Origin of the sequence: Maribellus sediminis (genome assembly GCF_011799805.1) — a bacterium.
Classification (GTDB): Bacteria; Bacteroidota; Bacteroidia; order Bacteroidales; family Prolixibacteraceae; genus Draconibacterium; species Draconibacterium sediminis_A.
Window position 1 is genome coordinate 832,708 of record NZ_WXUB01000002.1, and the last position, 19,219, is coordinate 851,926.

Consider the following 19,219-nt stretch of genomic DNA (forward strand, 5'->3'; position numbering starts at 1 on the left):
GCAATGCAGAAACAAGCAAAATACATCTTTCTAATTACTTTTCTGATCGCCGGACTGGTGAGTCAGGCTCAGGTAAAACAGGATACGTTAAAGCGCGAGGTGGAAGTTACCAAAGCTTACACTCCAACAATTTCGGATGCCAACAAACTGAACAGCATGCCTGAAATTGACGAGGAAGAAGCTGATAAACCGACTTTCAATTATAACATAAAAAGCCAACCTGTTTTTAGCACTTTTTCAGTTACACCGCTTAAAGCAGCAACCATTGAAACCACGCCCCCCATCCAAAAAGGATACGGTCTGGTGCGTGCCGGACTTGGAACCTACTACAAACCCTACGGCGAAATATTCTTTAATAACCTGAATTCGAAAAATACGGTATTTGGGATCCATGCCATGCATCTGTCGTCGTTTGGCGATGTAAAACTGAAGGGTGGCGATAAAGTTGATGCCCCATTCATGAATAACGAAGTGGAATTGTTTCTGAAACACACGGTTCAACAATCGATACTTTCAGTTGATCTAACCCTGAACCATGATGTATTCAATTACTACGGTTATCCGGAAGATCCGGTTCCCGCCCCGCTGCTGGAAGATGAACAAAGCATTAACTACTTTGGAACAAAACAGGCTTTTACAAAAGGTGGCGTGCATATCGATTTGGATGATCCCGGAGCTGAAATGGATGAGGAAGAGTTTGGCTTTCAGCTCGACTACTATTATTTCGGAACAAAAACCGAACAACGCGAGAATTTTGCCAACCTCACTTTCAACATGAGAAGACCATTGACCTCGGGTGTAGGTTTATTGGATGCCGGAGTTGAATTCGCGCAGGTTAGCAACATCACTCTCCCGGCAGATACCGCATTCGGAAAAACATCCTCAACCATACTTTTTGCCAAACCGGCCTGGTACATTGGCGACGAAAAAGCCAACGTGACATTGGGATTAAATGCGTGGTTCATTTTACAGACCGACGAAGAAACACAGGCCAAACTGGCTCCAAGGATAAATGCCAACTGGGCACCGGTGGAAGAGATTCTGAAAATTTATGCCGGTATCGACGGAGCATTTCAGCACAATCACTATTCGAAGATTGCTTACGAGAATCCATTTGTTAATCCTGATCATCACCTGAAAAATTCGATGCAGCAGTTCAGATTTTATGGTGGTTTCGACGGAAAAATGTCGAAAAGAACCACCTATAAAATTTCGGGAGAATATGCGATCAATACCGACAAACCGCTGTATTTTTTGAATGAAAATTACTATTTCGATGCAGCATACAATCCGGCTCCCTTAATTGCCGACAACACTTTTGATGTTTTATACGACGATATGAACCGTTTAAAGTTGAATGCCGAAATCCTGTACGCATCTTCAAAGAAAATGGACCTGTCGCTTTCGGTGAATTATTACAGCTACAAAATGGACAAGCAGGAAGAAGCCTGGAACCTTCCTACATGGGACGCAACTATTGCCTTAGGCTACAAAGTGACGGAACAACTGAGTGTTTCTGCCGACATTTATTTGATTGGCGACAGAAAAGCATTGATTATTGAAGAATCCGGAAGTTTGATTCCCGAAGATCTTCCCATACGAAAATCGTACACCCTTGATCCTGCTTTCGATCTTAATTTAAAAGGCAATTACCAGCTTACAAACAAATTCTCGGTATTTGCCCAACTCAATAACTTTGGTTTCCAACAATACGAACGCTGGTTTGGCTACCCGGTGCAAAGTTTTAATGCACTGGCCGGAATCAGTTATGCGTTCTAATCAATCAATTCGGAAATAAAAGGGAGCTTAAGGGCTCCCTTTTTTGTTGGTTTCAAATTCAATTTATCGCCCTCATTTTCATGTTAATAACTCGTTAACAATTCCGATGTTAAAAGCCCTTAAAAATCAAGGTTCTTTGGGTATTTTTTTTATCTTTGTCGAGTGATTTCATTATCATTTTTACAACAGCATAAGGAATTGAAAATCAACTAGTTTCCTTTTGAAAGCTCGGGTAGCTTTCGCAACAGGGAAACTATTTTATTTTACAATATCCTGAAGGATAAAAAAATAGACAAGAGAGATGAGCGAAATTGAAAAACAGAATGTCCCGACAAATGGCAATGGAAACGGTAACGGAAACTACGGTGCCGATAGCATTCAGGTATTGGAAGGACTGGAAGCCGTTCGGAAACGTCCGGCCATGTATATTGGTGATGTCAATGAAAAAGGTCTTCATCATTTGGTTTACGAGGTAGTTGATAACTCTATCGATGAGGCGTTGGCCGGATATTGCGACAAAATTACAGTAACCATCCTGAAAGATAACTCGATCCGTGTTGAAGATAACGGGCGTGGTATTCCTACCGAAAAACATACAAAAGAAAATAAATCGGCACTTGAAGTTGTAATGACCGTATTACATGCGGGTGGTAAATTCGACAAAGATTCGTACAAAGTCTCAGGTGGACTTCACGGGGTTGGTGTTTCGTGTGTTAATGCACTTTCAACCGACCTGAAAGCAGAAGTGCACCGGGATGGCAAAATATGGGTACAGGAATACAAAATAGGTAAGCCTGTCGCCGATGTTCGCGTGGTTGGCGAAACCGATAAAACCGGTACAATTGTTACTTTCCAGCCCGACGCAAGTATTTTCCTTGTAACTACCTACAAATACGAAATTCTGGCTGCGCGGCTTCGCGAACTGGCTTTTTTGAATGCAGGAATTACTTTGACCATCATTGATGAGCGCGAGGTAGAAGAAGACGGAAGCTTTAAAACAGAAACGTATTATTCGGAAGAGGGGTTAAAAGAGTTTGTTGAATACCTTGATGGTACGCGTGAAAAACTCATCGACGATGTTATTCATATCATTACCGAAAAAAATAACATTCCCGTAGAACTTGCGCTTCAATACAATACTTCATTTTCTGAAAACATTCACTCTTATGTGAACAACATCAATACGATTGAGGGAGGAACGCATTTAACCGGTTTTAGGAGAGGTTTAACCCGTACCCTGAAAAACTATGCCGATTCTTCAGGAATGCTTCAGAAATTGAAATTTGACATCAGTGGTGATGACTTCCGCGAGGGACTCACTGCAATTATTTCGGTAAAAGTTCAGGAACCACAATTCGAAGGACAAACCAAAACCAAACTTGGCAACTCAGAGGTTAGTCTTTCGGTAGACCAGGCAACCAGCGAAGCACTGCAGTACTACCTCGAAGAAAATCCAAAAGCTGCACGTCAGATCGTAAATAAAGTGATACTGGCAGCTCAGGCACGTCATGCAGCACGTAAAGCGCGTGAATTGGTGCAGCGAAAGAATGTACTCACCGGCGGCGGTCTGCCTGGCAAACTTAGCGACTGCTCTGAAAAAGATCCATCCAGATGCGAAGTATTCCTTGTTGAGGGAGACTCGGCAGGTGGTACGGCCAAGCAAGGTCGCGACCGCAGAACACAAGCCATTCTTCCTTTGCGTGGTAAAATTCTGAACGTAGAAAAAGCCATGCAGCATAAGATTTTCGAGAACGAAGAGATCAAAAATATCTTCACTGCTTTAGGTGTTACAATTGGAACAGAAGAAGATTCGAAAGCGCTAAACTTGGAAAAACTGCGCTACCACAAGGTTGTAATCATGACCGATGCCGATGTGGACGGAAGCCACATTGCCACTCTGATCATGACTTTCTTCTTCCGCTACATGAACGACCTGATTAAAAACGGTCACTTGTACATTGCAGCACCACCGCTCTACCTTGTAAAAAAAGGTAAAAAGGAAGCCTATGCATGGAACGAGAAACAACGCATGGACTTAATTAATGAGTGGGCAGACGGAAACGAAAGTTCAGTGCACACGCAGCGTTACAAAGGTTTGGGTGAAATGAATGCAGAACAGCTTTGGGAAACCACCATGAATCCTGAACAACGCACACTGCAACAGGTAACTATTGAAAATGCGGCAGAAGCCGACCACATCTTCTCCATGTTAATGGGTGACGATGTTCCGCCTCGTCGTAAATTCATTGAAGATCACGCTACATACGCCAATATCGACGCGTAAATCAGATTCGAGATTTTAGTAACGAGAGGTGAGACAGCTCACTTTCCTGCTAAAATTTCATTCAAAATAGTTCGAAAACCGGGCAATGCCCGGTTTTCTCGTCTCATTACTAAGTACTCACTACTTAAAGCTAAAAAAATGAATATCTGTGTTTTCTGTTCTTCAAGCAATGCAATAAATACTACATATTTTGAAGAGGCCCGCAAACTTGGCGAATTGATAGCCGACAGTAACGACACTTTAATCAATGGAGGAGCCAATGTGGGCCTGATGGAAGCTGTCACCATTTCAGCAAAAGAAAAGGGCGCAAAAACCATTGGTATCATCCCTGAAAAAATGATCTCAAGGTCGCTCGTTTCCGACCATTCACACGAAGTGCATGTTACCAAAGATATGATGGAACGAAAAGCCAGAATGCGCGATATGTCTGATGCATTCATTGCACTTCCGGGTGGTTTCGGAACGCTTGAAGAAATACTTGAAGTGATTACCCTACGGCAACTCTCCTATCATTCAAAACCCATTGTTTTTATTAATACAAATAACTTTTTCGGACACCTTCTAAAACAGTTCGAAGTTTCATACAACGAAGAATTTGCCAAGCCCATTTACCGAAAACTGTATTTTGTTGCCAAAGATTCGGAAGAGGCCATGAATTATATAAAAAATTACGAGGAAGTTGAACTGGATTCAAAATGGTTTGTTGTTCCTGAGAAAAATAAGGGATAAATTGTAATTGTTTAAATTAATCGAGGTCAGATACACAATAAGCACATTTCGTTACTGACATATTTGCAGCATATTTTAAAAAGTCTTTTTCATCTTTTAACACTTGAAAGTAAGAGCTGTTAAATAATGCAAAATAGCCGAAAAACTTAGACATTCGGAATAACAATGGCAGCAAATTTGCACGAAATTGGACGCTTATTATTAATTAAAATTTTACACCATGAAGAAAATTGGAAGAATCTCATTAACATTTTTACTTGTTATTGCAGGCGCCTTTGTGGCAGTGTGGACCTACAGTACTTTCTTCAATGAAACAAAAGTTGTTACAGTAAAAGAAGAGCAGGCAGTTCGTTATGCCAGTTTACCCGCCGATAGTGAACAAAAATTACCGGATTTAACCTTTGCGGCCGAGAAATCGGTTCATGCAGTAGTACACATCGCTACTCAATCAGTACGCACGGGACAATGGTCCAGCGGAAATCCGTTCATCGATGAATTTTTCGGATTAAGAAACCAGCAACCACAGGTTCAACAGGGTTTTGGTTCCGGAGTTATATTATCTGAGGATGGCTATATCGTAACCAACAACCACGTGGTTGAGGATGCGCAGAAGGTAAAAGTTATACTGAATGACAAACGGGAGTACGATGCCCGGGTTGTCGGAACTGATCCTTCAACCGACCTCGCTCTTCTAAAAATTGATGCAGAAGACCTGCCGTTCCTGACGTATGGAAATTCAGAGAATCTGCAACTGGGAGAATGGGTACTTGCAGTTGGCAATCCGTTTAACCTGACATCAACCGTAACTGCCGGTATCGTAAGTGCACGTGCACGAAATCTGGGTATCAACCAGGATACATACTCCATCGAGTCGTTTATTCAGACCGATGCAGCAGTCAATCCCGGAAACAGTGGTGGTGCACTCGTTAACCAACAGGGAAACCTGGTTGGCATAAATGCAGCCATTGCTTCGCGTACCGGTTCATACAGCGGTTATTCTTTTGCCATCCCGGTTTCAATTGTAAAAAAAGTAGTTGAAGACCTGAAGGAATTTGGTGAAGTACAACGTGCATTGATTGGTGTTAATATCAGAGATGTTGACGCAGAACTTGCAAAAGATATGAACCTCGACAAGGTTGAAGGTGTTTATGTAGCAGGAGTAACTGACAACGGGGCAGCTAAAGAAGCCGGAATTAGAGAAAAGGATGTAATCATCACTATTGACGGCGAAAAAGTTAAAACATCTGCAGAATTGCAGGAAAGAATAAGCCAGTATCGCCCTGGTGACGATATTAAAGTTGTTGTGCTTCGGGACAATGAACAGAAACAATTTACCGTTACCTTACGTAACAGACATGGCGATACACAAATTGTTAGAGATAACATTAGCGTCCTTGGCGCCGAATTCGAAACTGTGGACGACAATGTAAAACGAGAATTGGACATTGACTATGGCATAATTATTAAAGACCTTAAAAAAGGAAAATTAAAAGATGCCGGTATACAAAAAGGTTTTATTATCACAAACGTGAACAAAAAGCCCATTTACGAAGTCAATGACTTTAAAAGAGAGATTGGAAATGCAAGAGGTGGAATATTAGTTGAAGGAATTTATCCAAATGGTGAATCAGCATATTATGTTTTTGGATTAGGGACCGAGTAGTTTGTAAAAATTTCCTTAATTTTGTAACTTTTACATCCTGAATAAATTTTCTCCTTGAGCATTAATTATTTATGTTCTATATTTGCACGATTTTTAAGAAATATAAATGAGACAACTAAAGATCACAAAGTCAATCACTAACCGTGAAAGTGCCTCTTTAGACAAGTATTTACAGGAGATTGGCAAGGAAGAGCTGATTACTGTAGAGGAAGAAGTGGAATTGGCCCAGCGGATCAAAAAAGGTGATCAGGCTGCTTTGGAAAAATTAACCAGAGCGAACCTTCGTTTTGTGGTGTCGGTAGCGAAACAGTACCAAAATCAGGGACTAAGCTTACCTGACCTTATTAACGAAGGGAACCTCGGATTGATTAAAGCAGCTGAGAAATTTGATGAAACCCGCGGTTTTAAATTCATTTCTTACGCAGTATGGTGGATCCGCCAGTCTATTCTTCAAGCGCTTGCAGAGCAATCGCGTATCGTTCGTTTGCCATTGAACCAGGTAGGTTCGTTGAACAAGATCAACAAAGCATTTTCAAAATTTGAGCAAGAACACGAACGCAAGCCCTCGCCTGAAGAATTAGCCGATTCACTCGAGCTTCCTGCTGATAAGGTTGCCGACACTTTGCGAGTTTCAGGACGTCATGTATCTGTTGACGCACCGTTTGTTGACGGTGAAGATAACAGCCTGCTTGATGTACTGGTTAACAACGATTCGCCAAATGCCGACAAAAGCCTGATCATGGAATCTTTGTCGAAAGAAATTCATCGCGCGTTAGCAACATTGACTGAACGTGAAAGTGACATTATTAGACTGTTTTTTGGCATAGGGTGCCAGGAAATGACATTAGAAGAAATCGGTGAACGATTTGGTTTAACCCGGGAAAGGGTACGTCAGATAAAAGAAAAGGCTATTCGACGATTACGACATACATCGCGAAGCAAATTATTAAAATCATATCTGGGATAGTAAAAGAGAAAGGTTGTCAATTAAATGGCAACCTTTTTTATTGTATAAAATCCTCCTAGTCTTCCTTCGTACTAATCGAAATTTCTGTAAACTCCGATCGTGAATCTCCACTGTTCACAGCCATACCGCCATCTGCCAGTGCCTCATCCAATTCGGCTTTTTGTTTGCGGTATGCAATAAGTGCCCAGGCCATAATGATACTGGTGGCCAGGATTTCAACAAACAGAACTCCATTCTCAAATCCCTTAACTTTCAACTCTTCAGGAATAGCAAAGAAAAGCAGAATTGAGATCAATCCACGAGGAGTGATTAACACCTGCGGCATAATGTTCCGGCGCTCGATAGCAAAAAACAACCCAAAACGCAAACCATAAGTAACAATCAGAAACAAAACACTGATGAGCCAAACATTCCAGCTGATAAGCGAAGTGAGTGGCAAAGTCATCCCAAATACAACAAAAAAGAAGGTACGAACCAAAAATGAGGTTTCAACAGTTATCATTTTAAACTGATCGAAAAGGGTCTCCATACGTTCGTCCTTTAACCATTCTTCCAGTTTCCAAAACAACAGTACTTTATGGTTGCGCAACAATAATCCAAACATCAGAATGATTACCAACGATGATAAATGAAACAGTTTGCCAACAGAATACAGCAGAACCAAAACGGCCAGAAACAGGAAAAACTTCGCTTCACCACGAATGTTCTGGATGATATAAAGCAACACATAACTTAGAATAACCGAGATAAATAAGGTCAGAAACAAGTTACCCCCGATCGCAATACTCAGTTGCCGCATTCCTTCAACATCAATGTTCTCAACAATCATGTAAAATACCATGATGCCAAGTATATCAGAGAATGTGCCCTCGTAAATCATGAACTCCTTTTTATACTTGCTCATATTCATAACACTGGGGATAACAATGGCACTGCTCATGATGGATAACGGTAGTGCATAAACCAGCGCTTCTAAAAAGAGCATATCGGGCATGAAAGCCAAAAGAATAAAGGATAAGGAAACCGAAGTAAATGCCAGCGATAAGGCTGCAATGGTAAAAGATTTCCATATGATGGGCCAGTTCTCTTTCTTTAATTCCAAATCGAGAGCTGCTTCCAGCACGATCATAATTAAACCAACAATACCCAGAACCTCAAGTGAACTGTAAAAATCGGGTTCTAATTTAAAGTATTCAAGCAACTGGTTGAGTCCAACGCCCAGAAGAATAAGCACCAAAACACTTGGTACATTGGTCTTCTTCGATAAAATGCCGGTGAAAAATGAAAATATTATAACGACACAAAGTCCGATCAAAAAAAGGTATGCATTCATACAAATGGTTAGTCTGTTTTATTTTTGTTACTATTAAACACTGAAGAAAGATAAGTAGAATTATTTCAAATTGCATATCGAAATACCAATGGGCAATAGAAAATTCGAATCAACCGAGAGTTTCATCTGGTTATTATCCGGCCTGTTTCATTACAAGCTTCTGTAAATCAAAAAAACCGGGAAGATTCCGCATTGGAATCCGATCCCGGTCAAGCATGATTTTCAAAGAAACTATTTTAATAACTTTTAAATATTATTCTGCGGTGAGCAACATGAAGGGAGCAGCACCGGTTTGATATTCTTTAATTTTTGTACCATCGGTTGAATAACTTACTACCTTCCCGCTACTGGTTACTGTTTCTGCGATAAAGCAGAACAGCTTATTGTCGAAATACTGAATTCCGTTAATGCCCGAAATTCCTTCGATAACATTTCCTGAATCAAAACTTTTTGACGCAACATCGAATGCTGATACTGCTCCGCTCAGGTTCCAGTTTGCATCATATCCCGACGACATCACATATAATTTTGACTGATCAGCATTAAATGTCAGCGAGTTATCATAAGTTGTACCTACGCCATCCAAAGCATAAAATGCTTCTATTTCGTCGCTTGTCGTATTTAGATATCCAATTCCGGTTTGTGTTACATAATCATCCCAGGCACGTGTCAAGGCCACGTACAAATTTCCCTGTGCATCTTTTTCGAAATAGCTCGGAAATGCTGACGTTTCGATGTATGAAATTTCTTCTGTTGCCAGATCCATAACCGCAATACTATCCATGTAGTTTAAAGCTGCATATAGCTTGTTATTCACAATTGCCAATCCTTCAGGCCCGCCATGCAAAGTGATTTCCTTTTCTACAGAATTTGTTTCTAGATTAACTTTGGCAATGTACGATTGAGTGAGGTCGCCATAAAAAATATCATCGCTTCCCCAGCACGATACATACAGGTAGTTTCCATCGGCAATACAATAGCGTGGTTTGTCAACATCCTGAATGCCGTTTGCGCTTTGCTCCAGGGTTTTCGAATCGACCCAAAACAACTGATCTGCTACATTTCCAAGCATGTAAATCTTGTCGGCATAAGTATAGGCATATTGAATATTGGAATTCAAAGTGGTATTGTTCACATATTCGTAGTAATTGTTCGTTACCTCATCGGCATATTTATCGAATGCAGAAATGGTAGAACTGGCACTGTTATAACTTCCGTAATTCACAATAAAGGCCAAATCGGCATCAATACTTATTTGCTTTGTAAGAATATTTGAAATACCTCCGTTAACAGCAGTCAGCGTTACGTCGTAGGTTCCCGGCGCATCGTAAATGTGAAACGGTTCAGCTTCGGTTGATGTGGTTTCATCGCCAAAATCCCAGGTGTAATCAATGGCGTTTTCCGAGCAGTTACTAAAATACACGGTGTCGCCAACCTGCAGTGTTGTTTCCGGAGAATAGGTAAAACATGCAGATACTTCAGTCGTGTCATCACCATTATCACAGGCGGTAAAAAATAAAGCGACAGCGCTTAGCAGAAAGAAAATTTTGAATTTGTTCTTCATTTTGAATTGTTATTTTGATTGTCTATTTAAATTTATAGGTCACACTTAAACGATAGTTGATCCCCGGCATGGCGTAGCCCCAGCTCGACTGATAATCAACATCAAACAGGTTATTCAGCAGTCCTGATACTTGTAGCTGATTTGATGAATTAAGTTTAGCCTGATAAGAAAGCACGGCATTGAGCAAAAAACAGGGATATAAAACATTCCGGTCTTCCTCATCGGTGTATTGTTCGCCGGTGTAAGTGCCATTTAACGTAAAATCGAAATTTTTCCAATAGGTGGTGGTGAAGAAATTTCCGCTGTGAAGCGGCACATATTCCAGCTGCCGGCCGATGGCATTTGTAGAATTTAGCGAAGCCATACGTTTTGTCAATGTCAGCGAGTAGTTCAGTCCCGATAATGTTTTTAATCCGAACAGCAAATACTGCCAGTCAGTCATAAATTCGATGCCCTGGCTTTTTACCTTCTGAACATTTTCGGCATACCAGAAAGCTCCCCCGTTTTTCCACAATATCCAGTCTTCAATATTCAGGTAAAAACCACTTAGCTTAATATTACCTGAAACATCGCCGTTGCAATAGCTCCACTTTGTCCCCAACTCGTAATTCATCCCTTTTTCGGGTGCCAGGTCAGGATTTCCTCCAGGCAGCCAAAATCGGTCGTTAAAAGTTGGTACCCGGTAACTTCGTGCCACACTTCCCGAAAACCTTAATATCCAGTATTCTTTTGAAAGCGCCAGGTAGTTCAGCCCAAGCGAGGGTGTGAAAGGCACCTCGTAATCAGTAACAAAACCTTGCCGGAGATTCACGGTAAGCGAAAGCGTCCTAAAAAACTGTTGGTAGTATGAAGCGTAAAAATCAACACGGTCCTCTTTTTCCAAACTCGTGCTGTAGGCATAGACCTGCGGGAAAATTCGTTCGGCTTTTGCCCCCACTTTATAGCTGGCTTTAGTTGAAAAATCGTGTTCAATAAAAGCTTCCGCAAGGACACGTTGCGTACGAATAGTATCTTCCGTGTTGCCATTATTCACTGCATCGTCGAATACATAACCACCATTCACTTCGAATTTGAAGGGATTTTTCCGGTTCTTGTAACCGGCCCATATTCGCAAATGCTGATCCTGATATTCTTCCCCGAAATCGGGGTTATTCAGGTTAGTTTGCATATTTTGCTGAACCTGGTGCCAGTCGTTTTCAAGCCATATATTAAAAGTAAAAGACTCGTTGTCAGCGAATTTATAGTTCAGTTCCTGCAGCAATCCGTACTTCTCGACATTTGCGTTGCGCTGCACATCTTCAATTTCGAAAATGTCGTTCTCAAAATCGCGGTAAGTGGTATTTAAAAACGGAAAATCATTCTTCCTATAATAATAGTACGCACGTGTTACGGCTTCAAATTTTCCGTTTCCTGCAAAGATTTTGGTTCCGTAAAGTTGCTCTCCAAAAGAGCCGTGTGAGATTCTTGTTTCGAGCCTGAAACCATCGGTCCAGTTATTATTCAGCCCGAGGTAAATTGCACCACCAATACTACCTGAACCATTCACCGAACTGGCGCTGCCAAACTGCACTCCAATTTCGTCGAACAAATAAACCGGAATGTTATTAAAATTAGATTGACCAAGTGTAAGTGAATTTAGATCGATGCCACCAAAATTAACGCTGGTATGACTTGCAGCTGTTCCCCTGATGCGAATAGTCGACAGTCCGCCGGCATCGGTTTTAAAAGCGATTGGCATGGTTCTGGAAAGCAACTGCTCGAGGTTACCGTCTTGCCCCTGAGAATATCCGATTCCTGAAATCGTTTCGATTTTAGCACCAGACTGAAACTTTTGCAAATGACCATAACTCACCACTTCTTCAATCTGAACAGTATCGAGTACAGAGTCTTTTTCCTGACCTGAAACATGAATAGCGAACAATACGCTAATTATTACAACAAACCTCCTCATTACACAATTTTTAAGGAGCTTTGGATAATTGGTGAAAAATACTTTTTCGAATATTTCTCAAGCTTTTTATCCCGAAGCTTAATTATTTTAAAGGAATTATGGCAGGTCTTCTGGCTTATCCCTGTTGCTGATGCCTTCCCTTTCCTCCCGATAGCAATCGGGATCGGAAAAGTGGCCTGTAGTTCAACAACGCAATCCGTCAGTTGACGGATGGGATTTACAGCTGCGGGTACAGCTCCGGTTTTACACCGGATTCCCTTTTCATCGTGTTCATGACAAATGAACTTCGAACCAAAATTCTGATGCAAATATAAACAGAAAGTTCCCGGCTAAACTATTTTGTTAATTGTTTTTTGTTTTTGTTAATAGAAAGCTTCTTTCGCCGAGTTATTTAAAAAAGCTCATGAAATTTAAATTAAACTATATATTTTTGGGACTGAAATAACTGTATATTAAGCCACAACCACAATAAGATTAAATGCCGAAGTTCAAATTCGAATATAAAATTACCTTAGCTTACCTGTTAATTGGTAGCCTGTGGATCATTTTTTCCGACAAGTTTCTGATCACTATTATAGATGACATTGATTTTCTGACCGATGTACAAACCTACAAAGGATGGTTTTACGTACTTATTACGGCACTGTTGTTCTTTCTTTTTTTGAAACGACACCTCAAAGACCTGAGGACTACAAAGAAGGAACTGGAGAACCACAAAAACAACCTGCAGAACCTGGTACTTGAAAAAACAAAAGACCTTGATGCTGCGTTTGAACAACTGGAAAAAAAGAACAAGGAAATCAATCTGAAAAACCAGGAACTGGAAAAAACACTAACAGAACTAAAAGAAGCAGAAAGTCATTTGTTACAGGCCGAAAAGATGGCTTCAATTGGTATTCTCACTGCCGGAATAGCACATGAGATCAATAATCCCCTTAACTATATTTTGGGTGGACTGACGGGATTACAACAATACTTCGAGGAAGAGAAAATTGAAAACGAAAAAGTGACTTTATTTACCGGTAGTATTGAAACCGGAATCGAGCGCGTAAATGCTATCGTATCGGGATTGAACAAACTCAGCAGAAACAAAGAAGCCTTCGATGAAGAGTGCGATGTTCACGACATCATCGATAACTGCCTTAATATTATTGGTAACCGGCTAAAAAACGGTATCAGCGTTAGCCGTCACTTCGCGAAAGACTTGCCCGTTGTTAAAGGTAATGTTGGACAATTGCACCAGGTATTTTTAAATATTCTGGTAAATGCATCTCAGGCCATTCCGGATAAAGGTAAAATTGAAATAACGACAAAAAACGAAAAAGATGCTATATTTATTGAGGTTAAAGATAATGGATGCGGAATTGAACAAGGTGATTTGAAAAAAGTAACTGATCCTTTTTTTACCACTAAAGAGCCCGGTGAAGGAACAGGATTAGGTCTGGCAATTACCTACAATATAATTGAAGAACACAAAGGACGACTCGAATTTGAATCAGAAGTAGATAAAGGAACTACTGTTCGGATTGAATTACCGAAAAGCTAAACCCGATGATTAAGCCTAAAATATTATATGTCGATGACGAACCTCTGAACCTGATGTTATTTCGGGCCAATCTTTCAAAAAAATACGAAATTTTAACTGCTGAAAGCGGAATAACCGGGCTGGAAATCATAAGAAACACCTGCGACATTTGTGCCGTGATCAGTGATATGCGAATGCCCTATATGGATGGTATTGAATTCATTAAGGCCAGTGCCAGGATAAAACCAAATATCTCGTACTATATACTTTCCGGGTTCGATATTTCTGATGAAATTCAGGAAGCTCTCGACAGTATGTTGATTCGAAAATATTTCAGAAAGCCCTTTAACCTTAAGGAGATTGACAAAGAGATAGACTGTCCCGAGCAAAGTAACTAATTAACCTGCATCTACCATCATCGATTTTGGATACTCCACATCTACCAAAAAAAGACCTTTTGCTGGAGCTGATGCTCCCGCTGCTCCCCTATCCTTTTTTTCAATTATCTGTTTGAAATCTTCCAACGATAATTTCCCTTTGCCAATCTCGAGCAAAGTTCCAACAATGGCCCGTACCATATTTCTTAAAAATCGATCGGCCTTAATCACAAAAATCAACTGATCTCCTTCAGTCTTCCATTCAGCCTGATAAATTTTACAATTGTTTGTTTTAACGTCGGTGTGCAAACGGCTAAAGCTGGTAAAATCTTCGTAATCGAATAAAAGTTTCGCAGCCTCATTCATTTTTTCCACATCGAGCGGCAAAGAATAACGATAGGCTGTTTCAATAGAAAAGGGATCTTTCGCGGTGGTAATATAGTAATGGTAGGTTCTCGACAAAGCACTAAAACGTGCATGTGCTTCTTCATCAACGGTCCATAAACGCTGTACCGCAACATCTTCGGGAAGAAAACTGTTGAGTTTGTAAACCAGATCAAAATTTTCAGCAACCGGCTTCGTTACTTCGAAATGCAACATATAAAACGAAGCGTGCACGCCGGTATCTGTTCTGCCGGCGCCAACAACAGCAACTTCTTCACGCAATATGGTTGACAGTGCTTTTTCCAACACTTCCTGCACCGAAACGGCATTGGGCTGTACCTGCCACCCATGGTACCTGGTTCCGTTATAACTGCATTGTAGAAAGTAGCGTTGTGGCATATTTTGCTCTTTAGTCAGCAAAGTAAATACATTATTGGAAGAAAACCAGCGACACTTTACTTTGAAATTAAGTCCAGAGAACCCAGGCGAAATCTTAATGAATTCCTAATAAGCTGTTATTCTTTGTTAACATCATATTTCGTTTCTGCGTTACTTAATTTTTTTTAACAAAAGAATAGGGCAATAAATGTCATAATGACTTAAATTCGTGCCTTCGTAAAAAATTAGCAAACAAATTTATAGGAAATATGAATCAAGCAGTTGATATCAAAGAATTGAACGAACGGATTCAGAAGGAAAGTTCATTTGTCGACATGGTAACCATGGAAATGAACAAAGTAATTGTGGGTCAGAAACACCTGGTAGAAAGCTTAATGATCGGTCTGTTATCAAACGGTCACATTTTGCTCGAAGGTGTTCCGGGATTGGCAAAAACACTGGCCATTAAGTCGCTGGCAAAAACAATCAGCGCCAAATTTGCGCGTATTCAGTTTACGCCCGACTTACTACCTGCCGACTTGCTGGGTACCATGATTTACAGTCAGAAAAAAGAAGAATTTACCATAAAAAAAGGGCCGATCTTTGCCAACTTCATTCTGGCAGACGAGATCAACCGTGCTCCCGCAAAAGTGCAGTCGGCATTGCTCGAAGCCATGCAGGAACGCCAGATAACGATCGGCGACAACACCTTCAAACTCGATGAACCATTTTTGGTTATGGCAACTCAAAACCCGATTGAGCAGGAAGGTACTTATCCGCTGCCTGAAGCACAGGTCGACCGTTTTATGCTGAAGGTGGTGATCAATTATCCGAAAAAAGACGAAGAACGTGCAATCATCAACCAGAACCTGCTGAGCCAGTTTCCGGAAACCAGCACCATTCTTGCGCCAGAAGATATTATTAAAGCGCGAAATGTGGTAAAAGACGTATACATGGACGAAAAAATCCAGAAGTACATTGTAGACATTGTATTTGCCACCCGCGAACCGGTAGAGTACAAACTCGAAAAATACCAGGACATGATCTCGTACGGAGCGTCGCCAAGGGCAGGAATCAGCCTGGCACAGGCCGCCAAAGCCTACGCTTTTATCAAGCGCCGTGGTTATGTAATTCCTGAGGATGTTCGTGCGGTTTGTCCCGATGTGCTTCGTCACCGTATTGGATTAAGCTACGAAGCTGAGGCCAACAATATCACTTCAGAAGAAATTATTACCGATATTCTGAATACTGTTGAAGTACCATAAAAAGTCGCGGTTGACAGTCACAGTTTGCAGTTGTTCAAACACTACTTTGAACCTGCCCGACTGGGTCGTTCAGGCGGGCTTTAAACTTTGAACTCATAAATGGAGACAACAGATTTATTAAAAAAAGTACGGAAGATTGAGATCAAAACACGTGGACTTTCGCGAAACATTTTTGCGGGAGAATACCACAGTGCTTTTAAAGGGCGGGGAATGGCATTCTCGGAAGTACGCGAATACCAGTTTGGCGACGATATTCGTAACATCGACTGGAACGTTACTGCACGCTACAGCCATCCGTATGTAAAGATTTTCGAGGAAGAACGCGAACTGACTGTGATGTTGCTAATCGATGTCAGCGGGTCGCGTGATTTCGGATCTTTCGAAAAGTTCAAAAAGAATGTCATAACCGAGCTTTCGGCTATTTTATCGTTCTCGGCCATACAGAACAACGATAAAATTGGCGTGATCTTTTTTTCGAATACCATTGAGAAATTTATTCCACCTAAAAAAGGGAAAAGTCACATTTTGCGCATTATTCGCGAGTTGATCGATTTTGAACCTGAAAACAGCGAGACTGACATTACCGGTGCGATTCGATACCTCACCAATGCCATTAAAAAGCGTTGTACCGCCTTTGTTATTTCCGACTTTATCGATGATAATCCGGGGCTGGAGCAATCCTTGTCGATTGCCAACAACAAACACGATGTGGTGGCTTTAAAAATTTACGACGAACGCGAAACCGAACTTCCGCCCATTGGCATGGTGAAGTTTAAAGATGCCGAAACCGGCGAATATGTTTGGGTCGACAGCAGCTCGCGCCGAACCCGACAGATCTATTCAAAATGGTGGCTGGACCATGCAAAAAAAATGGATGTAATGTTCAAGAAATGTGGCGTCGATTATGTTTCCATCAACACCCGTGAAGACTATGTAAGATCGTTGATGACCCTTTTCAAAAAAAGAGCATTGAAATAAAAGCAATGAAGTTAAGACTCAAAATAATACTGATTTTTTTCGCGGCAGTTCTTGCAGGTCAGGCTCAGGCTCAGCGCATAAAAGCTACGGCCAGCCTCGATTCGGCCAATATTCTGATTGGCGATCAGGTAAAACTTTTCCTCGAGATCGAACATCCGAAATCTGTGAGCATTGAATTTCCGCAGGTGCCGGATTCTATCAACGGCGGATTAATTGAAGTTTTAGGTCGTTCAGGAATCGACACTTTTGAAGCTGACGATGAAAAGTTCATGAAACAAATTCAGGCTTACACCATCACAAGTTTCGACAGTGGCAGCTACCGCATCCCGCCTTACTGGTTTAAAATAAACATGGACGGCAACATCGACTCGGTACCGAGTAACGGAGTTAATTTGAATGTATATTCCATGCAAATTGACACCACCAAAGGCCCGACAGATATTAAAATGCCTTACGGTGCGCCGCTCACACTAAAAGAAGTTACGCCTTATATTTTAGGAGTGATTCTGATCGGAGCCATTATTTTCTTCCTCTTGTATTCCATCAAACGGAAGAAAAAGAACAAACCGATTTTTGCACGGCCACCGAAGCCCAAGCAGCCTGCACACGTTGTTGCTTTGCGTGAACTTGATCGGATAAAAGCTGAAAAGATCTGGCAGAAAGGCAAAACAAAACAATATTACAGCGAATTGACTGACGCTCTGCGTATTTATATTGAAGACCGTTTTGCAATTCGGGCCATGGAGCAGGTTACCGATGAAATACTGGACAGTTTCCGTGCGCAGAAAAACCTGCTGAGCGATAAGAATTTCGCCAACCTCAGCCAGATATTGCAAGTGGCCGACCTGGTAAAATTTGCCAAATACACTCCCCTGCCCGACGATGACAACCTGTCGCTGGTAAATGCCTATTTCTTTGTGAATGAAACAAAGAAAGAAGAACAGAAAAAGGTGGAAGGCAAAGGCACAGGAGTAGAAAAGAAAGACGATAACGTTGAAGAAGTTGAAATAAAATAAGAGAGGATGTTTGAAGGATTGACATTTAAGAACCCGGAACTGTTCCATATTTTATGGGTATTGCTACCCATGACGGTCTGGTACATTTTCAGGCAAAAAAGAAGTACCGCAAGCATTCGTATTTCAACAACTGCTTCGGTATTTAAAGCCCCGAAAGGAATTCGTTATTATTTACGACACTTGGTTTTTGTATTTCTGCTGATAGCGATCAGCTTTTTTGTAGTAGTGCTGGCAAGGCCGCAATCGTCGAAAAACTGGGAAAAACAAACCACTGAAGGTATTGATATTGTAATTGCACTCGATATTTCGAGCAGTATGTTGGCACAGGATTTTCAGCCCGACCGCCTGGAAGCAGCCAAAAATGTGGCCATGGAATTTATCTCCGGCCGCGAATACGACCGCATGGGCCTGGTGGTTTTTGCCGGCGAAGCATTTACACAATGTCCGCTGACTACTGACCGTGCTGTTTTGCTGAACCTGTTCAAAGACATTCAAAGCGGAATGATTGAAGACGGTACTGCCATCGGTAACGGACTTGCAACTGCTGTGGCCCGTTTAAAAGACAGCGAAGCCATCAGCCGGGTGGTAATTTTGCTGACAGATGGTGAGAACAACCGTGGTGAAGTGGCACCGGTTACTGCTGCCGAGATTGCAAAGACATTTGGTATTCGTGTTTATACGGTTGGTGTGGGAAGCATTGGAACTGCTCCCTACCCTGTGCAAGTGCAAACACCCTTTGGTGTGCAAACACAGTTACGCGATATGGAAGTAAAAATTGATGAAGAAACGCTTCAGGAGATTTCTTCCATCACCGACGGCCGCTATTTCAGGGCTACCAGCAATACTAAACTCGAAGAGATTTATAAAGAAATTGATGCACTGGAAAAATCAAAAATAGAAGTTCGCGAATTCAGCCGGAAATCAGAAGAATTTTTACCGTTTGCGCTGTTGGGGGCACTGTTTTTGATACTAAGTCTTCTGCTGCGGGTAACCGTTTTCAGAAGCATCCCATAAAGGAGATTACGT

Annotated in this window: 15 protein-coding genes and 1 riboswitch; of the genes, 11 read left to right on the forward strand and 4 right to left on the reverse strand. The window is 41.3% G+C overall.

Translation table 11 applies throughout. The features are described 5' to 3' along the window. Window positions 1-3: 3 nt before the first annotated feature. From HFD85_RS09715 to HFD85_RS09735, 5 genes are all read left to right on the forward strand, one after another. Entirely contained in the window at window positions 4-1,779 is a 1,776-nt protein-coding gene (locus tag HFD85_RS09715; RefSeq protein ID WP_167608339.1) for a TonB-dependent receptor, read from the forward strand. Between the two features lie 301 nt (window positions 1,780-2,080). After that, a complete protein-coding gene (gene gyrB, locus HFD85_RS09720) occupies window positions 2,081-4,063 on the forward strand; it encodes a DNA topoisomerase (ATP-hydrolyzing) subunit B (protein WP_167608342.1) in 1,983 nt (660 codons plus the stop codon). 138 nt (window positions 4,064-4,201) lie between these two features. Then, window positions 4,202-4,792: an LOG family protein gene (locus HFD85_RS09725; RefSeq protein WP_167608345.1), complete on the forward strand. Its 591-nt coding sequence runs from the start codon at window positions 4,202-4,204 to the stop codon at window positions 4,790-4,792. Window positions 4,793-5,012: 220 nt separating this feature from the next. Continuing rightward, the gene (locus tag HFD85_RS09730; protein WP_167608348.1) at window positions 5,013-6,455 is read left to right on the forward strand and encodes a Do family serine endopeptidase; all 1,443 of its coding nucleotides are present in this window, start codon (window positions 5,013-5,015) and stop codon (window positions 6,453-6,455) included. Between the two features lie 106 nt (window positions 6,456-6,561). Further along, the gene (locus HFD85_RS09735) at window positions 6,562-7,422 is read left to right on the forward strand and encodes a sigma-70 family RNA polymerase sigma factor (protein ID WP_167608351.1); all 861 of its coding nucleotides are present in this window, start codon (window positions 6,562-6,564) and stop codon (window positions 7,420-7,422) included. A 55-nt stretch (window positions 7,423-7,477) separates the two neighbouring features. Here the strand turns inward: HFD85_RS09735 and HFD85_RS09740 are convergent, their stop codons facing one another. From HFD85_RS09740 to HFD85_RS09750, 3 genes are all read right to left on the reverse strand, one after another. After that, window positions 7,478-8,755 carry a cation:proton antiporter domain-containing protein gene (locus tag HFD85_RS09740; protein ID WP_167608354.1) on the reverse strand — a complete coding sequence of 426 codons (1,278 nt, stop codon included), beginning with the start codon at window positions 8,753-8,755 and terminating at the stop codon, window positions 7,478-7,480. Between the two features lie 253 nt (window positions 8,756-9,008). After that, window positions 9,009-10,319, reverse strand: coding sequence for a PKD domain-containing protein (locus tag HFD85_RS09745; RefSeq protein ID WP_167608357.1), 1,311 nt, complete (start codon window positions 10,317-10,319; stop codon window positions 9,009-9,011). Between the two features lie 22 nt (window positions 10,320-10,341). Then, on the reverse strand, window positions 10,342-12,270 hold the full coding sequence (locus HFD85_RS09750) for a TonB-dependent receptor (protein ID WP_167608361.1): 1,929 nt from the start codon (window positions 12,268-12,270) through the stop codon (window positions 10,342-10,344). Window positions 12,271-12,353: 83 nt separating this feature from the next. After that, a riboswitch (cobalamin riboswitch) is annotated at window positions 12,354-12,581 on the reverse strand. Window positions 12,582-12,748: 167 nt separating this feature from the next. Here HFD85_RS09750 and HFD85_RS09755 point away from each other — a divergent pair. After that, window positions 12,749-13,816 (forward strand): sensor histidine kinase, encoded by a 1,068-nt coding sequence (locus tag HFD85_RS09755; protein ID WP_167608364.1) that lies wholly within the window; start codon window positions 12,749-12,751, stop codon window positions 13,814-13,816. A gap of 5 nt (window positions 13,817-13,821) precedes the next feature. Next, window positions 13,822-14,193: a response regulator gene (locus HFD85_RS09760; protein ID WP_167608367.1), complete on the forward strand. Its 372-nt coding sequence runs from the start codon at window positions 13,822-13,824 to the stop codon at window positions 14,191-14,193. Here HFD85_RS09760 and truA read toward each other — a convergent pair whose 3' ends face one another. Beyond that, complete coding sequence (gene truA, locus HFD85_RS09765) at window positions 14,194-14,955, reverse strand: tRNA pseudouridine(38-40) synthase TruA (protein ID WP_167608370.1); 762 nt, start codon at window positions 14,953-14,955, stop codon at window positions 14,194-14,196. A gap of 248 nt (window positions 14,956-15,203) precedes the next feature. Here truA and HFD85_RS09770 point away from each other — a divergent pair, with 248 nt between their 5' ends. From HFD85_RS09770 to HFD85_RS09785, 4 genes are all read left to right on the forward strand, one after another. Next, window positions 15,204-16,199: an AAA family ATPase gene (locus tag HFD85_RS09770; RefSeq protein ID WP_167608372.1), complete on the forward strand. Its 996-nt coding sequence runs from the start codon at window positions 15,204-15,206 to the stop codon at window positions 16,197-16,199. Between the two features lie 99 nt (window positions 16,200-16,298). Next, window positions 16,299-17,177 carry a DUF58 domain-containing protein gene (locus HFD85_RS09775; protein WP_167608375.1) on the forward strand — a complete coding sequence of 293 codons (879 nt, stop codon included), beginning with the start codon at window positions 16,299-16,301 and terminating at the stop codon, window positions 17,175-17,177. 5 nt (window positions 17,178-17,182) lie between these two features. After that, window positions 17,183-18,193, forward strand: coding sequence for a hypothetical protein (locus HFD85_RS09780; protein WP_167608378.1), 1,011 nt, complete (start codon window positions 17,183-17,185; stop codon window positions 18,191-18,193). Between the two features lie 6 nt (window positions 18,194-18,199). Next, complete coding sequence (locus tag HFD85_RS09785) at window positions 18,200-19,207, forward strand: vWA domain-containing protein (protein WP_167608381.1); 1,008 nt, start codon at window positions 18,200-18,202, stop codon at window positions 19,205-19,207. The last annotated feature ends 12 nt before the right edge of the window (window positions 19,208-19,219 follow it).

Excerpts from the sequence above, each read along its gene's own strand:
- HFD85_RS09755 (WP_167608364.1), top strand. The coding sequence starts at position 12,749 with ATGCCGAAGTTCAAATTCGAATATAAAATTACCTTAGCTTACCTGTTA.
- HFD85_RS09780 (WP_167608378.1), top strand. The coding sequence starts at position 17,183 with ATGAAGTTAAGACTCAAAATAATACTGATTTTTTTCGCGGCAGTTCTT.
- HFD85_RS09770 (WP_167608372.1), top strand. The coding sequence starts at position 15,204 with ATGAATCAAGCAGTTGATATCAAAGAATTGAACGAACGGATTCAGAAG.
- HFD85_RS09750 (WP_167608361.1), bottom strand. The coding sequence starts at position 12,270 with ATGAGGAGGTTTGTTGTAATAATTAGCGTATTGTTCGCTATTCATGTT.
- HFD85_RS09775 (WP_167608375.1), top strand. The coding sequence starts at position 16,299 with ATGGAGACAACAGATTTATTAAAAAAAGTACGGAAGATTGAGATCAAA.
- truA (WP_167608370.1), bottom strand. The coding sequence starts at position 14,955 with ATGCCACAACGCTACTTTCTACAATGCAGTTATAACGGAACCAGGTAC.
- gyrB (WP_167608342.1), top strand. The coding sequence starts at position 2,081 with ATGAGCGAAATTGAAAAACAGAATGTCCCGACAAATGGCAATGGAAAC.
- HFD85_RS09740 (WP_167608354.1), bottom strand. The coding sequence starts at position 8,755 with ATGAATGCATACCTTTTTTTGATCGGACTTTGTGTCGTTATAATATTT.
- HFD85_RS09725 (WP_167608345.1), top strand. The coding sequence starts at position 4,202 with ATGAATATCTGTGTTTTCTGTTCTTCAAGCAATGCAATAAATACTACA.
- HFD85_RS09745 (WP_167608357.1), bottom strand. The coding sequence starts at position 10,319 with ATGAAGAACAAATTCAAAATTTTCTTTCTGCTAAGCGCTGTCGCTTTA.
- HFD85_RS09735 (WP_167608351.1), top strand. The coding sequence starts at position 6,562 with ATGAGACAACTAAAGATCACAAAGTCAATCACTAACCGTGAAAGTGCC.
- HFD85_RS09730 (WP_167608348.1), top strand. The coding sequence starts at position 5,013 with ATGAAGAAAATTGGAAGAATCTCATTAACATTTTTACTTGTTATTGCA.
- HFD85_RS09715 (WP_167608339.1), top strand. The coding sequence starts at position 4 with ATGCAGAAACAAGCAAAATACATCTTTCTAATTACTTTTCTGATCGCC.
- HFD85_RS09785 (WP_167608381.1), top strand. The coding sequence starts at position 18,200 with ATGTTTGAAGGATTGACATTTAAGAACCCGGAACTGTTCCATATTTTA.
- HFD85_RS09760 (WP_167608367.1), top strand. The coding sequence starts at position 13,822 with ATGATTAAGCCTAAAATATTATATGTCGATGACGAACCTCTGAACCTG.